At 65.2% G+C, this 14,613-nt stretch carries 16 protein-coding genes and 1 tRNA gene; 5 read left to right on the forward strand and 12 right to left on the reverse strand.

The window, feature by feature from the left end:
* Positions 1-231: 231 nt before the first annotated feature.
* From AB4Z37_RS07555 to AB4Z37_RS07570, 4 genes are all read right to left on the reverse strand, one after another.
* Positions 232-1,197, reverse strand: coding sequence for a FecR family protein (locus AB4Z37_RS07555; protein WP_441516082.1), 966 nt, complete (start codon positions 1,195-1,197; stop codon positions 232-234).
* Positions 1,198-1,305: 108 nt separating this feature from the next.
* Positions 1,306-1,818 carry an RNA polymerase sigma factor gene (locus AB4Z37_RS07560; protein WP_441516083.1) on the reverse strand — a complete coding sequence of 171 codons (513 nt, stop codon included), beginning with the start codon at positions 1,816-1,818 and terminating at the stop codon, positions 1,306-1,308.
* Positions 1,815-2,570 (reverse strand): STN domain-containing protein, encoded by a 756-nt coding sequence (locus AB4Z37_RS07565; RefSeq protein WP_441516084.1) that lies wholly within the window; start codon positions 2,568-2,570, stop codon positions 1,815-1,817. Before AB4Z37_RS07565 ends, AB4Z37_RS07560 begins: the two co-directional genes overlap by 4 nt.
* A gap of 135 nt (positions 2,571-2,705) precedes the next feature.
* Positions 2,706-3,854, reverse strand: coding sequence for a tetratricopeptide repeat protein (locus AB4Z37_RS07570; RefSeq protein ID WP_441516085.1), 1,149 nt, complete (start codon positions 3,852-3,854; stop codon positions 2,706-2,708).
* Positions 3,855-4,224: 370 nt separating this feature from the next.
* On the opposite strand from AB4Z37_RS07570, the gene AB4Z37_RS07575 reads away from it, so the two are divergent.
* Positions 4,225-4,740 (forward strand): hypothetical protein, encoded by a 516-nt coding sequence (locus AB4Z37_RS07575; RefSeq protein ID WP_288933976.1) that lies wholly within the window; start codon positions 4,225-4,227, stop codon positions 4,738-4,740.
* 179 nt (positions 4,741-4,919) lie between these two features.
* Here AB4Z37_RS07575 and AB4Z37_RS07580 read toward each other — a convergent pair whose 3' ends face one another.
* Genes AB4Z37_RS07580 through AB4Z37_RS07590 form a run of 3 tightly spaced genes read right to left on the reverse strand, consistent with a single transcriptional unit; the run spans position 4,920 to position 7,559 of the window.
* Positions 4,920-5,627 carry a class I SAM-dependent methyltransferase gene (locus AB4Z37_RS07580; RefSeq protein ID WP_288933975.1) on the reverse strand — a complete coding sequence of 236 codons (708 nt, stop codon included), beginning with the start codon at positions 5,625-5,627 and terminating at the stop codon, positions 4,920-4,922.
* Between the two features lie 43 nt (positions 5,628-5,670).
* Positions 5,671-6,735 carry a UbiA family prenyltransferase gene (locus tag AB4Z37_RS07585; RefSeq protein WP_441516086.1) on the reverse strand — a complete coding sequence of 355 codons (1,065 nt, stop codon included), beginning with the start codon at positions 6,733-6,735 and terminating at the stop codon, positions 5,671-5,673.
* Positions 6,736-6,776: 41 nt separating this feature from the next.
* Positions 6,777-7,559 (reverse strand): putative nucleotide-diphospho-sugar transferase, encoded by a 783-nt coding sequence (locus AB4Z37_RS07590; RefSeq protein ID WP_441516087.1) that lies wholly within the window; start codon positions 7,557-7,559, stop codon positions 6,777-6,779.
* A 151-nt stretch (positions 7,560-7,710) separates the two neighbouring features.
* On the opposite strand from AB4Z37_RS07590, the gene AB4Z37_RS07595 reads away from it, so the two are divergent.
* From AB4Z37_RS07595 to AB4Z37_RS07610, 4 genes are all read left to right on the forward strand, one after another.
* Positions 7,711-8,820, forward strand: coding sequence for a glycosyltransferase family 2 protein (locus AB4Z37_RS07595; RefSeq protein WP_441516088.1), 1,110 nt, complete (start codon positions 7,711-7,713; stop codon positions 8,818-8,820).
* 78 nt (positions 8,821-8,898) lie between these two features.
* Positions 8,899-9,927: a glycosyltransferase family 2 protein gene (locus AB4Z37_RS07600; protein ID WP_441516089.1), complete on the forward strand. Its 1,029-nt coding sequence runs from the start codon at positions 8,899-8,901 to the stop codon at positions 9,925-9,927.
* A gap of 191 nt (positions 9,928-10,118) precedes the next feature.
* On the forward strand, positions 10,119-10,583 hold the full coding sequence (locus AB4Z37_RS07605; protein WP_441516090.1) for a DUF2306 domain-containing protein: 465 nt from the start codon (positions 10,119-10,121) through the stop codon (positions 10,581-10,583).
* 255 nt (positions 10,584-10,838) lie between these two features.
* Positions 10,839-11,258: a hypothetical protein gene (locus AB4Z37_RS07610; RefSeq protein WP_441516091.1), complete on the forward strand. Its 420-nt coding sequence runs from the start codon at positions 10,839-10,841 to the stop codon at positions 11,256-11,258.
* Positions 11,259-11,751: 493 nt separating this feature from the next.
* On the opposite strand, the gene AB4Z37_RS07615 is transcribed toward AB4Z37_RS07610, so the two are convergent.
* From AB4Z37_RS07615 to AB4Z37_RS07635, 5 genes are all read right to left on the reverse strand, one after another.
* Positions 11,752-11,827: transfer RNA gene (locus tag AB4Z37_RS07615), tRNA-Phe, on the reverse strand.
* Positions 11,828-12,000: 173 nt separating this feature from the next.
* Complete coding sequence (locus AB4Z37_RS07620) at positions 12,001-12,975, reverse strand: Bug family tripartite tricarboxylate transporter substrate binding protein (RefSeq protein ID WP_441516092.1); 975 nt, start codon at positions 12,973-12,975, stop codon at positions 12,001-12,003.
* Positions 12,976-13,062: 87 nt separating this feature from the next.
* Positions 13,063-13,257, reverse strand: coding sequence for a DNA gyrase inhibitor YacG (gene yacG / locus AB4Z37_RS07625; RefSeq protein WP_441516093.1), 195 nt, complete (start codon positions 13,255-13,257; stop codon positions 13,063-13,065).
* Positions 13,247-13,870, reverse strand: coding sequence for a Maf-like protein (locus tag AB4Z37_RS07630; RefSeq protein WP_441516094.1), 624 nt, complete (start codon positions 13,868-13,870; stop codon positions 13,247-13,249). The genes yacG and AB4Z37_RS07630 overlap by 11 nt, the downstream gene beginning before the upstream one ends.
* Positions 13,871-14,142: 272 nt before the next feature.
* On the reverse strand, positions 14,143-14,613 hold the full coding sequence (locus AB4Z37_RS07635; protein WP_441516095.1) for an arsenate reductase ArsC: 471 nt from the start codon (positions 14,611-14,613) through the stop codon (positions 14,143-14,145).

Genomic DNA, 14,613 nt, shown 5'->3' on the forward strand with positions numbered 1-14,613 from the left:
AGGCTGCTGGCACCGGCCAGCAGGGCACGACGCCTGCGATGCGACCGAATGCGCTCTTCAGACTCCCGCGCCGGCGCGGTTACGGGAGAACAGTCCAGCACATCGATCGAACACATGGTCGGCTCCTGACAGGTGGGCGCCATTCATGCGCGCATGAACGGCACCTCCCCCCAGACCGATCGCGGCGGCCAAAACCGTAAAAATTTTTATCCGCCTGTTTCCGGCGGATTTTCATGTCAGCAGGATGACCCCGCCGGGCAGCGTTCGATTCTTCAGGCCCAGCGCCTGATTCAGGCGCGGCAAAATGTCGTCGATGCGATCGATCCGGAAGCGCCCGCTCACGGTCTTGCGGGCGAGATCACGGTCCAGCAGGATCACGCGGCCGGAACGGTAGCGATTGATTTCTGCGACGACCTCCGCCAGGGGCGTCATGCGAAAGATCAGCATGCCGTTCTCCCAGGCGGTCACCATCTCGACGTCGGCGGACGTCGCGGGATCGAGACGATCGCGATCGTACCTGACCTGCTGGCCTGCACCGACGACGGCTGCATCACTCTGTCGCAGGACGCGAAGTTCGCCTGCCACGCAGGTCACGCGGACCACGCCGTCATGGCATTGCATGTCGAAGCGGCCGCTCGTCGCCGTCACGGAGCCGCCCCCCGCCAGCACGATCAGGCCGCGTCCCATCGGCGCCGACGCCACGAACGAGGCCTGTCCGGCGATCAGTTCGACGCGGTCTGCATCGGCCTGCGGCGGCCGCATCGCCACGCTGGTCTGCGTGTTCATGTGCACCGACACCCCGGCCTGCAGTGCCAGCAGGTTCTGTTCGCCGGTTCCTGTGCGATAGTCGGCCGTGAACTCGGCCAGCGACGGCCAAAGGTCGAGCGGCGGTCGAACAACGGCGACAGCGGCCGACGCCGCTGCCAGGCCCGCGCCGATCATTGCGCGCCGTGTCATCCGACGGGACGGCGACGGCAGTTCGGTCGAAATCTCGCCGCGCTGGCGGAGATGGCGCGCCGCCGGCTCGAACTGCTGCCACAGCCGACTGGCCCGCGCGAACGCGGCCTCATGTGCCGCGCTCTGCGCGCGCCAGCGCCGCGCCGCCGCGAGGTCCGCGGCGCGCAGCCCGGCCGTGCGTCCCTCACCGAAGCCCAGGCGGTGCACCCAGTCGATCGCCTCGCGGTCCAGGGCGCTCAAACCATGATCCTTGTCGTCAACCATCGATGTCCGCCCGGTCATGGCCGTGACATGGCACGTGAGACGTCGGCTCAGGGGCATCATGCGCGCGGTGGTGTAAGTGCCGCATCATCGGCCCTGCCCGGCATTGATGCGCGACAGACAGTATTCGTGAGCGGATTTCAATTCCTTTTCGACCGTGCTCAGTGAGACGCCGAGCCTTCGCGCGATCTCGCTGCGCGGCAGGCCGTCGAGCCGCGCCGCCACGAGGATGTGCCGCTGGCGCGGCGGCAGCTCGGCCATCAGCCGCTCGACAAGCGCCAGTTCCGAGCGTGCCTCCAGCGTATCCGCGGGTCCCGCCGCCTCATCGATCAGATCGATCGCCTCGATCCGCTCGAGCGTCTGATAGCGGCGGTCCGTCGCGAGACGGTCACGCGCGACATTGAGCGCGATCCTGAAAAGGTAATTGCCGGGATTGCGCACCGGCCCGACGCTGCTGGCATGATGCAGCCGCAGCCAGGTATCCTGCACCGCCTCGCCGGCGAGCTCGGAGGATCCCAGCCGCTGCGTCAGGCGCGCCTTCAGCTGATCATAGCCGAGCACCAGAAGCTGACGCAAAGCCTGCAGGCCGGTATCCGTCATGGCACCGCAGTCGGCGATGCGGCCGCACATTCCCGCCTGTCATCCAGCGCGCCGGGCTGGATCACGATCGTGATCGGCTGCGCGAAGCCCGGCGGCGGCGGCCCGATCCGCACGCCGCGCAGCCGCGCCGCGATGCGATCATGCCCACCATCGGCCGGGGCAAGGCCCCTGGCCTGGAGGACCTCGCCCGATGAGCCGATCCAGAGCCGTGCGGCGACACGCCTGTCGTCCGGCAGGTCAGGCCCTCTGCAGAACGTGCGGCGCAGCGCCGCCTGGATCTGGCCGTAATAGGCCCGCTCGCCGGCGGCCTTGCGGGCGCCGTCCTGTGTCGCGACACCCTGTCGCGTCAGGATGAAAAAGCCATCGTCTCTGGTATCCGGCTGCAGCCCCGTACCTGCTAGCAGGATCTGCAATGCGATCGCCGGCGTGTAGACGCCATCAACCTCGGCGGATCGCCGGCTGATTGCCAGATCGCCTTCGTAAAGAATGTCCCGGCCGGACAGCCGCGCGAAGATGTCCAGCGCATCAGCCAGCGGCTGGGCCGCGATATGGAAATCCAGCGCACCGAACCTGGCGCTGTGGCGGTCGGCGGCTTCGGCGCGGAGCGGCAGACCTGAAACGCACTGCATCATCACAACAAACGCCGCCACCCAACCCAGGAGCTGCGGCGGCAGCGCTTGCGATCCCCGCGCGATCTGCATCCGTCCGCAGTCTGTCCCGTGCTCCAACGCCCCGTTGCCCGGGAGCGGCAAACACTTAGTCACCATCTGTGACAATTGGACGAAGACCGCCCGCCCCCTTCGCGGGTCAGCTGCCCGTCAGCGCGCGAGCGGTTCGGTGCGGACGGCCGCGCGCAAGGTTCAGAACCGCACGGCCAGGCACATCGATCACCGGGCCAACGGTAATGGGGCGCCGTTCCGCCAGGGAGAGACAGGTGACGGCGCAGGCGACGATGGGACCGAGGAACTGGTGCGGCCCGGCCAGTACGACAGATGGCCGCGACTGAGGAGGCTGGCGACAACCACGATCGCCACGATGCCGATGCCCCAGGCCCAGCGCACCATCGTTCGCCGTCGGCGCCACGCTGCGATCTCGTTGCGCCAGATCCGGAGGCGGCCGCGTTCTTCGGCATCCGTTTCGATGTACAGCAACTCATCGATATGGACCAAGGCCTCGTCCCACCGTCCGGCGGCATTCGCGCCGTGGAGCAGGGCCTGCACCTTGCCATGCCTGATGGCGCGCCTGTCGGCCTTCAGCGCATCCAGCAAGGTGCTCGTCGGAGGCGTGCGGTCGGCGACCGCGAGCATTCCCTCCAGGATGACGACGGCCGCCTCGGCCGACGACCGATAGTTCAAATCGAGCGCCAGTCCGCGCACCGCCTGCCAGGGCGCATCCGGATCGGACAGCTTCGCCCCCGCATCGACCGCAGCGACAAAGGCGTCATGGACCGCTTTCGCAAGTCCGGCAGCGGACGGCCCGAAGCCGTTCCGGACAACGAAGGCCTCGAAATCCTGCGAATGGATCCCTGCCTGCCGGCAAGCCGCGATCAGCGGAGAGAGCGATGGATCGGCTGACGGCCCGCGCGGCGGACCGCTCCGCGTTGCCGCCTCATGAACCGGCGCTGCCGGCCGGCGCAGCGTTGCGGCGGCTGGCGCATCGGCCGCCTGCGGCGAACGCTCACCCGCGATGGCCGCGCTCGCCAGAACACGATCGCGATGCGCCTTGTAACGGGTGCTACTGTCAGGCGCGAGACCGATCGCAATGTTCAGATTGGAGAGCGCGCGCTGGACATCACCCCTGGTCTCCCAGATCAAGCCGCGCAAGGCGAAGGCTTGGGCGTCCGCCGGATCCAGCGCTACCGCCCGGTCCAGATCGTCCAGGGCCTCATCGTCATCCCCGCTGCGGGCCAGAAGCAGGCCACGTTCGCGATAAGCCCCGGCGTTCTGGGGATTGTCGGCGATGAGCCGGCTGCATGCGGCGATCCCGGCATCCAGATCCGAGGCCGAGGGGGCAAGGCGTTCAATGAAGGACATCATGACGCTCCCCATCCCACGCCGCGGTCACGCGCACCCGACATCCCCCAGGCAACGTCCGGCCCCTGGCCGACCGGTTGCGCTCCGCTGCGATCGGCCTCCGGCATGTCCATTGTCCCTCTGGATTCGCGCCGAACCGTCCCACGCGTTGCAAGCAGCCGCAACTGCAATCTGACGTTTTGCCACATCGGCGACGGCTGCGCGCGCCATCCGTCCGAGCGACCATGGCCAACAAGGCAGGCCGGATGCAGGCGCGCCGCACCGAATACCGCGCTCCGGCCAACGCTCAAGCTCCCTCGTCCAGCCGAGGATCGCGGCCGATGGACTTGGGTGCGGGCGTCCCCTATCGTCGTTGCGTCTTGGGGGATCGTCCATGCGCCGACGATGGCTGGCCGTACTCACCTTGGTCGCGATCCTGGGCGGTCCCGGCGCCGCGGGCGCTGACGACGACACCCGCTCGCCCGAGGATATTGCCCGGGACGTGGCCCGCGCCCGCAATCACGAGATGTCGATACCGGACCTGTTTCACCAGTTTCCGCAGCTCGCACCGCCGGCGCCGAAACCGCTCTACCTCTATTATCGGCAGCGCCGCACCTGCCGCGTGGTGCAGGCGACCTACGACTACGAAGCCTGGGTTCAGGACGACAAGGGCAACCGGGTGCCTGCCCATATCGAGCTCTATTTCTGGCGGCCGCTGGGACCGGTCGGCGGCGCCGAGCATACCTGTGACAACACCACCTGGTGTCCGTTCACCGACAGGCAAGCCTACGGCACGATCTCGATCCCCGGCCTGAGCCCCGGCGGCGGCGCGTGCACCAAGAGCGTCTTCCACGCCTGCGCACGCGTCAATGACACGAGCTGGTGCACGGCGGACAATGTCCTGGAGTGATGCGGCGCCGATCGCTCGCGGCGCTCACCACTGATTGCGCGCGACGCCCTTGCGATCGACGCGAAAGCGCGCGCAAGACGAGGAAGGCGCCGTCGGGGCGACCAGCCGATTCAGGGCTTGGCATCAGCGGTCAGATTTTTTGCGCCGCCAAAAACCGGCCGCCGCAGCATGGGCTGACTTTACCGCGGCTTCTTGCGTGTTGCGATGACGGCAGGCCGCCCTGCCCACCCCGGGAAAGGCGCGGGGTACCGCACGACCTCGACATGGTCGAAGTAGCGTTCGAACTGCTCGGCCATGAATTCGATGTTAGGCGCCAGCATATGTGAATGGGTCTTCCGCCCGTCATCCTCGACGTAGCTCCACATGATGCCGGTAATCATGACCTTGCCCGCATTGTGCGTGGGAGCCTGATAGGGCAGGTCGACACCGGTGATCAGCCTGGGATCGGCGAGCGGCACGAAGCAGGTCCCCGACGGCGCCGTCCACGCCCACAGGTTCTCGATCAGCCGCTGCATGTCGTCGATGGTATCGACCAATCCATAAGCGTACCACATGCAAGAGGTCAGCCCCCAGCGATCATTCCACTCGGGAAACGGATCGCGGAAATCGCGCTGCAGCAGCGGCACCTCCTCGTTGCCCTGTCTGGCCAGCTTCAGCATCGCCGGCGAGAGGTCGATGCCCGCGCGTTCGACCTGCGGAAAATGACGCAGGAAGAAGCCGGTGCCGCACGCCACATCGAGCCAGGTCGTCCCCGGCGTCAGCAGCTTGCCGAGCAAAGCGAGCTCCGCCTCGGTGTCGGAGCGCACCAGCGGCGCGAGAAGAAACTCCTGCTCATACTTGGCGGCATAGTCGTCGTCATACAGCCGAACGATCGCATCGCGCTTCATGTCCTACCCTCTTACGTCGCCGGGATGTAGCCGGCCGCATTGTTCAACGCCGCCGGCCCGCGAGGCGGTTGGGCAGATCCGCGACATGGATGATCGCCTTGATCTCGGCCACCTGCACGGCGACGCTTCGATAAAACAGGATGAGGTGCACGACCGGTAGCCACACCCATGTCCGGTCGCTGACGGCCAGTTGCAATGCTGCCGCGAAGGGAAGCCAGAGCGTGTAGAAGGCTTCATTGATGAACGGCACGCTACGGCGAATGGTCCAGGCCTCCGCGGTGAGCGCAAACTGAAAGCCGAGACGATATTTGATCGCCTCGAGGCTGCAATAGATGACCAACGCCACGGCCAGCAGCGGCGCCCATAGCAGCGTCGACATCGCGACGATCGCACTGACGGGCAACTCCACGTAGAGATTGAACGCCGTCAGAAACCGCGAGATTGCCTCCGGAGGCAGCCTCGTCGCGAACGTCACCGTGCCCGACCGCAGGTCGTTGGCGCGGTCCGCGACCTGATGGTGCAGGATGCCCTTGAGGCCGAGAACGGCCGCCCACACGGTGATCGCGACCGGAAACAGCCCCGCCATCGCGGCAGCGAAGGGCCGGTCCGGCGGCGGCGCGCCGAAAAGCGACAATGCGATCAGCGTCGGCGTCACGTGCGACCCCAGTGCGTCACAGACGAGCCCCGCCACACCCCGTTCTTTCAGCCGGATGCCGGGCAGCGAATAGATGGTCGGCCAGAGATAGTTCAAGCTGAGCAGGACCAGCGTCGTCAGCGAGTAATCGGCTGCGAAGGTCGGCGCAAATCCGGCAAGCACAAACGCCAGACACAATGCCAGGCGGCGTGTGCCACCGACGCCAACCATGTGGTTGGGCTTGCCGGCCCGCAGATCGGTGTCAACGTCGCAGACGTCGTTGATGACATGGCCGTAGGCCGCCACACACGATATCGAACATGCAAAGCAGGCCAGCATCAGGATCGCATGCCCGGGGGCGTAGCTCGCTCGGTCGATGCCCAGGTAGAGGATGGCCAGAAGGGGGGGAATCTTCGAGAACCACCAGTTCTCCGGACGCATCGCGCGGAGAGTCTGGCCGGCTGCCTTCGTCACAGCCCTCACGAGCGTTCCGCGTGCTGGGCTTGGCGGTCCTCTCATGTGAGCAGCCATGTTCCTGTCTGCTTCATCAACGCGCGCTTGTTCTCCAGGCCCGTCGTCCAGTTGGCGTGAAACGTAAACGGTGACAGGGCGCCGTGCATGGGCGCCGTTGCGGATGGCGCCTGCAGCAGGCCGCGGTAGCTGAGCCCATTGAGAAACAGCCCTTCCGGCAATGGATAGATGACCGACATCCAGCGCGGATCTCGTATGAACAGCGCATCGCATGTCGCCTGCTCGTCGAGCGTGGCCTCTCCCGGGCGGCGATTGTCGTACACCGCCAGCAGTTCGTCCAGCAGTCGCAGCGCATCGTCCGACGCCGTCAGGGAGACAAAGCCCCAGCAGCACACCGGCGGGAAACGGCGAACCGCCTCGGTCTGGAACGCGAGCGGATACTGCCCGGCGACCGCTCGGAGGTACCACAGCGGGTCAGCCAGCCAGGCGACATCGACATCGGCATAGACGACGTGATGGAATTGCTCGAGCAGCCGGCGCAGATAGCGCACTTTCGCCCAGTTGATCGCAACGAAGGCGGGGGTGCCGTACTCGACATAGCCGGGCCCGGAAAAGTCCGCGGATGGCTCGCAAAACTGCGAGAACGGGACGACACGCGCCCCGGCGGCCTCCACGATCGGATCGATCGCATCGCCCGCGCTCTCCGGCCGCGCCACATGGACGATACGCGGGTCGATGCCGACACCAGCGATCCCGGCCAGCGCGTTCTGCAGAAAATCCTCGACGCCGCGGGTAGCCAACAGGGCGACAACGGTGTGTTCGTTCATGCGTATCCTTCAAACCTGCGGGGGCCTTCCGGCTTGGGCGTTGTTTTCGAAAGTGAAAACGCCCGCTCGCAACAACCGCGACTTGCTCCACCGCATACATCAACGGCGCGCAGAGGCAAAGTTACCGTTGCATAGGGCCTTGGATATGATAGTGCTTTCCGTGAATAAAACGGGCCGATGGCAGCCCCACGCGACGGTGGCTGCCCTGCCGACGGTCGGGGCTGTCGGCATATTTATTTCAGCAAAGTCATTCGCGATCAAAATGTCTGGTGAGAGAGACGATAGCCCGGCGCGCGTTCGGGAGCTCGAACGGCGCGTCGCCGAGCTGGAACGGCGCGTCGAGGCGCTGGCCCAGGCATTCTCGCGAAATCGGCACCAGGTCCGCCGTCCCTGGCTGCGCCCGCCATTGTGGATTCTGGAGCAGCATCAGCCAAAGCCGCTCGCCGGCGTGACGAACGCTCACGACCAGCCTTTGCCGACGGAGTCCCTGCCGAAGATCGCGATCGCCACGCCCACCCTCGACCGACGCGATTTTTTGCGGGCAACCATCGACAGTGTGCTCGGCCAGAATTATCCGCGCCTGGACTATCGCATCCAGGATGGCGGGTCGACCGATGGCACCCAGGCCATGCTCGCTGACTACGGATCCAGGCTGTCGTGGCACAGCGGCAAGGACGATGGACAGGCGCACGCGATCAACAGCGGGTTGTTGCAGAGCGACGGCGAGATCATGGCCTATCTCAACAGCGACGACCTGCTGATGCCCGGCACGCTGGCCTACGTTGCCCAGCTGTTCAAAAGCCGTCCCGAGATCGACGTCGTCTACGGACACCGCATCTTTGTTGATGGACACGGCCGGGAGATCGGGCGCGCCGTGCTGCCGTCCCATGATGCGAAGGCGATCTACTGGGCCGATTACGTTCCCCAGGAAACGATGTTCTGGCGGCGTCGGGTCTGGGACGCCATCGGGCCGTTCGACGAAGGCCTGCATTATGCCTTCGACTGGGATTTCGTGCTCCGCGCGCACAAGGCCGGATTCAAGTTCCTGCGCGCTCCGCGGTTCCTCGCCTGTTTTCGCGTCCACGACCAGCAGAAGGTCGCAACAATGTACGACCAGGGCCGTATCGAGATGCAGGAGGTGCGCCGCCGCTACCTCGGGCACGAACCGTCGAATGGCGAAATCGTCAGGAGGATGGTGCCCTACCTCACGCGCCAGTTCGCCGTTCACTGGCTCTACCGGAGCCGCGTCCTGCAGTATTGAGCCGCAGACCACGGGTGATCATCGCGCGGCCATCGCACAGCAAGGGTTCTCATGCACGGGACGACTGGACATCAGGACGTGGCGCATGCGTCCGCCACCGAGGACACCGCAACCGCGCCCCACGCCGACAGCAGCGACGAGCGCTGGCGCGCAATCGAGACCAGGCTCGCCCGTCTCGAGCGCCGCGGCAGCGCGATCTCCCGGACTTTGGCCAGCAGCCCCTATCAGATGCTTCTCGGCCGCCTGCGACCGCGCCTCTGGACATTCGAGCAGTATGCATCGCGGCGCCTTCGCATTCCGCCGCACTACGCTCTGGAGCGGCCGCCGGAGAACGCGCCGTCGATCGCGATCGTAACGCCGTCCCTGGATCAGGGGTTCTCGATCCGCGCGACGATCGACAGCGTGCTGCACCAGGACTATCCGAAGCTCGATTATCTCGTCCAGGACGGCGGCTCCCGCGACGGGACGCCGACGATCCTGGAGAGCTACGGCGACAGACTGAACTGGCGCAGCGAGTCCGACACCGGGCAATCGAATGCGATCAACCGCGGATTCGCCGTGGTTCAGGGCGATATCATGGGCTATCTCAACAGCGACGACGTGCTGCTGCCCGGCACGCTCGCCTATGTCGCAAACGCCTTCGCGCGCCACCCCGATGTGGATGTCGTCTACGGCCACCGCATCTACATCGACGTCGACGGCTTCGACGTCGGGCGCTGCGTGCTGCCTCACCATGACGCCGAAACCCTGAAATGGGCCGACTACATCCCGCAGGAGACCATGTTCTGGCGCCGGCGCGTGTGGGACGCGGTCGGCCCCTTCGACGAAACCTTTCGCTACGCGCTCGATTGGGACTTCATCCTGCGCGCCCAGTCTGCCGGCTTCCGCTTCATGCGCCTGCCGCGCTTTCTCGCCTGCTTCCGTGTGCACGAACAACAGAAGACGATCGATCTGCAGGACGTCGGTGCGGCAGAGATGCGGCGGCTGCGAACACGCGAACTCGGGGAGATGCCCGGTCAGCTCGAGATCAGGCAGGCGATCTCCGGCTACATCCTGCGCCAGATGGCCTTCGACTGGATGTATCGGCTCGGACTGCGACGTTACTGACGCGGTCCGACGCCGAAAGCCGGCAGGCAAGCCGCCAATGGACATCGCAGAAGTGCCGGCATGCCGAGACGAATCTCACCTTCGCGATCTTCCCCCGCGACGCCAGCTACGTCAGGCGTTTTAGCCGGCGCAAAGCTTCAGGGAAGCGGCGTGACAGGGGCGCTTCGCAGCCACCTGGGAGATCGACATGCATGTCGCCTGAGCCGGCCGGACGAAGGCCTGTTACGCGAGTCCTGGCGTGCGTTGTGGCTGGAACGGGAGCATTGGCGACATCACCAATTGCTTCGGGTGGCGAGGTAGCTGGTCTCGGCTTCGGGATGCTCACGGTGTTGTGGATCGGCACCACTGTGGCCGCCTGGGTTTCAGCGGTCCGCGGAAGGCTTGAGCGGCATCGGATACTCATGCGCTTCAGCTACGCGCTGACCTTCGGAGCCGTTGTCATTCGCCTGCAGATTCCGATCGGCTACGCGTTGCGCTACAGCAGCTATTCCAGCATGTCTCCGATACTGGCGTTTACGTCGTGGCTGCCCAACGTCTTGATCGTTGCCCTATATTCGACGTTGGAAGCTCGGTGGCGTTCGCGAGGGGGCAAAGGCGTTCGACAAAACGCTGGAGCAACTGCGGGTCATGCGCCCTCGGGCGCAGGCGCCATATGAATGTGAAGTCGCGCGTCAAACGCACCAGCGAAGCGGTGCGGGAGATCATCGATCTGATTGGCATCCAGGAGGCAGCTTCAAGAGCGCGTCAGCACACGAAGCGGGATGGTGCCCAGGGGCGGCGCATCGATTGGCTGTAAGCAGCTAACATTGCTATCGAATTTCTAATCGAAAAAATTTCTACTCACACCCCTACTCACACGCTCGGGAGATGCAACGACGCGCTATGATGCACCAGCAGTAAGGGGAAGCGTCATGTTCGAGTGGTTCAAAGCGCCACGCAAAGCTGAAGACGCGAGGATTGCTATCTTTCAGCTGGTGCATATGCTTTCACATTCGAAGGAGACGATGGGAACTGGCTCCGTTGCAGGTATGCTGCGTAAAATCGGCGCCGTCGTCCACGAAGAGGAGGACAGCGCAGGCCATTTGCTCCATGTGGTGATGCCAATCCCAGAGGATGATTTTGACATTCGCCTAGTGACTAATGCGGATGAATGCCATCTCTCCATTCGAGGCGGGCAAACGTATGCCGGATTTTCGTCTTGGTGTCCGATTCCCTCGGATCGAGTGTTTGTTGAGCTACGGCCTGACGTTCGGTTTGGCGTAACGCGACGCGCGCGATTACTCTTTGATGCAATCAAAGGTGTACAAGTCGCGGTAAACGCGACGCGCTGAACAGCTTCCTTTCTTAAATTTCCAAGCGGGACAAAATATCGTTTAGCTGATTGGTCGCTTGCTTAATGTGATCAGAGTCGCCGCGAAGCTCAGAACCGAGCTTGGTAGATGGCTCGATTCTCTTTAACTCAGGACCTTGAGCGACCGAAGGAGGAGCACCGCGCAAAATCGGCTGGAGCCGGCACTCCAGCGTAGCAATCGTTTCAGGATGCATTCCTACTGCATCATGTGGAATCTGCACCTCGCGACCAAATTAAATTGCTAGCTGATATACCCGTACCGAATCACGGGCGAGAAAATCCGCAACCGCTCGCCTGTGGATAGAAAAGCGGAATCGAACCACCGCCCAGTCCTGTGAGTAGGACGGAAACCGCGAAAATCGGCCCTACTCTCATTCCTACTCACGGCACGGATGCGCGTGGTTGCTCATAGTGCGAACACGAGGGGGACAAACAGGAACCGAACCACGGACAGGTTTGGGAGTAGAAAGTCATGGTGCCCAGGGGCGGAATCGAACCACCGACACTGCGATTTTCAGTCGCATGCTCTACCAACTGAGCTACCTGGGCGACTTGCCCGGACGAAAGCCGGGAAGCGGGGCGGTTTATAGAGAGCCCCGCCCGCCCTGTCCAGTCACGCACTGACAAAAAATGGTCATGGTCCCCAGCCGCTGGCCGGTCGCAAGGCCTTGGCGGGGAACGATTTCTTGCCGCCCGGGGCGCCGGCCCCGGAAACGGCGGGGTTAATTGTCGATCCGGATCCGGGCGTCGCGGATCACCGGCCCCCATTTGTCCATCTCGGCCTGCAGGTGGGCGGCCAGCGCCTGCGGGGTCGAACCGACGATCTCGGCGCCGAGATCCTCCAGGCGCGGCTTCACCGAGGCGTGCTGCAGCGCCGCCACGGTGTCGTGGTTGAGCCGGGCGAGGATCTCCGGCGGGGTCTTCGCCGGGGCGTAGAGCGCGAACCACGACGACACGTCGAAGGTGGGCACGCCGGCCTCCGCGATGGTCGGCAGTTCCGGCGCGGCGCGGATGCGCCGGGCCGTGGTGGCGGCGAGCCCGCGCACGCTGCCGGAGCGCACATGGGGCAGGATGGAGGAGACATTGTCGAAGATGATGTCGACCCGTCCGGGGATGACGTCGTTCATCGCAGGCGCCGCGCCGCGATAAGGAATGTGAGTCATCTGCACCCCGGCCATGCGCTTGAACAATTCGCCGCACAGGTGCAGCGAGGTGCCGTTGCCGGAGGAGGCGTAGCTGACCTTGCCCTCGTTGGCCTTGCAGTAGGCGATGAATTCAGCCACCGACTTCACCGGCAGCACGTTGCTCGCTGCCATGATGTTGGGCTGCAGCACCAACAGCGACACCGGCGCGAAATCCCTGACCGGATCGTAGCCCAGCGACGCATAGAGAAAGCGGTTCACCGCGAGCGGCACCGACATCACGACGAAGGTATAGCCGTCGGGCTCCGCCCGCGCCGCCGCCTCGCTGCCGATGTTGGCGCCGGCACCGGGCCTGTTCTCGACGATGACCTGCTGGCCCCAGACTTCCGACAGGCGGTTGGCGAGCAGGCGGCCAATCACATCGGTGGCGCCGGCGGGCGGGAACGGAATGATCAGCCGCACCGGCCGTGTCGGCCAGTCCGCGGCGAAGGCCCGCGGCATGGCCAGCAACGGCGCCATTGCGGCGGCGCGCACCACTCCCCGGCGATCGAGCATCGCGTCCCTCCTCCCTCACCGCCCGCGGTCCGGACGTTATTTTGGAACGAGTGTGGCGAGCGGCCCTGCGAAAAGCAATGCGGCGTGTCAGTCGCCGGGAATGCTGTCGGCCTCGTCGTCGCTGTCGTCGCCGGGAATGACGTAGGAGCCCGACAGCCAGCGGCCGAGATCGATCTTGCGGCAGCGCTCGGAGCAGAACGGCGCAGCCTCCGGCACGACCGGCTTGCCGCAGATCGGGCAGCCCTTTTTCTTCGGCGGCCGCGACGTGTCGTCAGGAGGCATTCAACCATCCATGGCGGATCGGATAGTTCTCGCCGCCGAGCAGCGACACCGTCTCGTAGAGCGGCAGGCCGACCACATTGGTGTAGGAGCCGACCAGCTTGACCACGAACGAGCCGGCAATACCCTGCACTGCATAGCCGCCGGCCTTGCCGCGCCATTCGCCGGAGCCGATGTAGGTCTGGATGTCGTCTTCCGTCAGGCGCTTGAAGCGCACCCGCGTCTCGACCAGGCGCTGGCGGAACGCCTCCTTGGGCGTGACGATGCAGATCGCGGTGTAGACGCGGTGGTTGCGGCCCGACAATAGCCGCAGGCATTGCGACGCCTCGTCCACCAGCTCCGCCTTGGGCAGGATGCGCCGGCCGACCGCCACCACGGTGTCGGCGGCGAGGATGAAGGAGCCGCGCAGCTCGTCGTCGAGCTTCACCGACTTCAGCGCCGCTTCCGCCTTGGCGCGGGCAAGGCGCGTGGCGCAGGAGCGCGGCAGTTCCCCCCTCGTCGGGGTCTCGTCGACATCGGCGGGGCGCAGCGTGTCCGGCTCGATGCCGGCCTGGTTGAGCAGGCCGAGACGGCGGGGCGAACCGGATGCGAGAACGAGCTTGGGGCGGCCGAGCATGAGGGCGAAATCTTGTTCCGAATCAGGGAAATGCCGCGAGGTCGTCGCCCACGGACGGGAATGGCGCGCGGAAATTATCGGAACGGGGCGCGTTCCACAACCACGACAGGGGGTTCGCGCACCCAAGTCCCGGCGAGACGGATCAAGGCGATCTGCCTCCTGATCTCGTCATGCCCGGGCTTGTCCCGGCCATGACGGGAATAAAGAATGCGCTGTTCCCCGAAAATCGACGACCAGCGGGCACCAAGCCACATCTCACGGGCTGCCGCCCCCTACGCCTGTCCGCGGCCGGTGCTGCCGAAGCGGCGGCGGATGCGCAGGAGGAGGCCGTCGCAGACGTCGCGGTAGGCCTGCAGGCGCTGCTCGCGGCTGCCTTCGGTGTCGGTGGGATCAGGCGTCGGCCAGTACTCGACATCCGCGGCGATGGTATGGGTCAGTTCCAGCGCCTTGTGGTGGGCCTCCGGCGACAGCGTGATGATGAGGTCGAAGTTCAGCCCCTCCCAGTCCTCCAGCTCGGCGAAGGTCTGCGGCTTGTGGCGGGAGATGTCGCGGCCCATCTCCTGCATCACCGCGACGGCGAACGGATCGAGCTCGCCCTTCTTCACCCCGGCGGAGCGGACATAAAGGGTGTTGGGAAACATGCCCTGCAGCAGGCCTTCCGCCATCGGCGAACGCACGCTGTTCAGCCCGCATGAGAACAGCACGGCCTGCGGGTTGCGTCCGCGTGGCGGCGCGCCCGTCAC

Origin of the sequence: Bradyrhizobium sp. 2TAF24 (genome assembly GCF_052115025.1) — a bacterium.
Classification (GTDB): Bacteria; Pseudomonadota; Alphaproteobacteria; order Rhizobiales; family Xanthobacteraceae; genus Bradyrhizobium_A.

Excerpts from the sequence above, each read along its gene's own strand:
- AB4Z37_RS07620 (WP_441516092.1), bottom strand. The coding sequence starts at position 12,975 with ATGCTCGATCGCCGGGGAGTGGTGCGCGCCGCCGCAATGGCGCCGTTG.
- AB4Z37_RS07580 (WP_288933975.1), bottom strand. The coding sequence starts at position 5,627 with ATGAAGCGCGATGCGATCGTTCGGCTGTATGACGACGACTATGCCGCC.
- AB4Z37_RS07570 (WP_441516085.1), bottom strand. The coding sequence starts at position 3,854 with ATGATGTCCTTCATTGAACGCCTTGCCCCCTCGGCCTCGGATCTGGAT.
- AB4Z37_RS07610 (WP_441516091.1), top strand. The coding sequence starts at position 10,839 with ATGTTCGAGTGGTTCAAAGCGCCACGCAAAGCTGAAGACGCGAGGATT.
- AB4Z37_RS07560 (WP_441516083.1), bottom strand. The coding sequence starts at position 1,818 with ATGACGGATACCGGCCTGCAGGCTTTGCGTCAGCTTCTGGTGCTCGGC.
- AB4Z37_RS07590 (WP_441516087.1), bottom strand. The coding sequence starts at position 7,559 with ATGAACGAACACACCGTTGTCGCCCTGTTGGCTACCCGCGGCGTCGAG.
- AB4Z37_RS07575 (WP_288933976.1), top strand. The coding sequence starts at position 4,225 with ATGCGCCGACGATGGCTGGCCGTACTCACCTTGGTCGCGATCCTGGGC.
- AB4Z37_RS07630 (WP_441516094.1), bottom strand. The coding sequence starts at position 13,870 with ATGCTCGGCCGCCCCAAGCTCGTTCTCGCATCCGGTTCGCCCCGCCGT.
- yacG (WP_441516093.1), bottom strand. The coding sequence starts at position 13,257 with ATGCCTCCTGACGACACGTCGCGGCCGCCGAAGAAAAAGGGCTGCCCG.
- AB4Z37_RS07605 (WP_441516090.1), top strand. The coding sequence starts at position 10,119 with ATGTCGCCTGAGCCGGCCGGACGAAGGCCTGTTACGCGAGTCCTGGCG.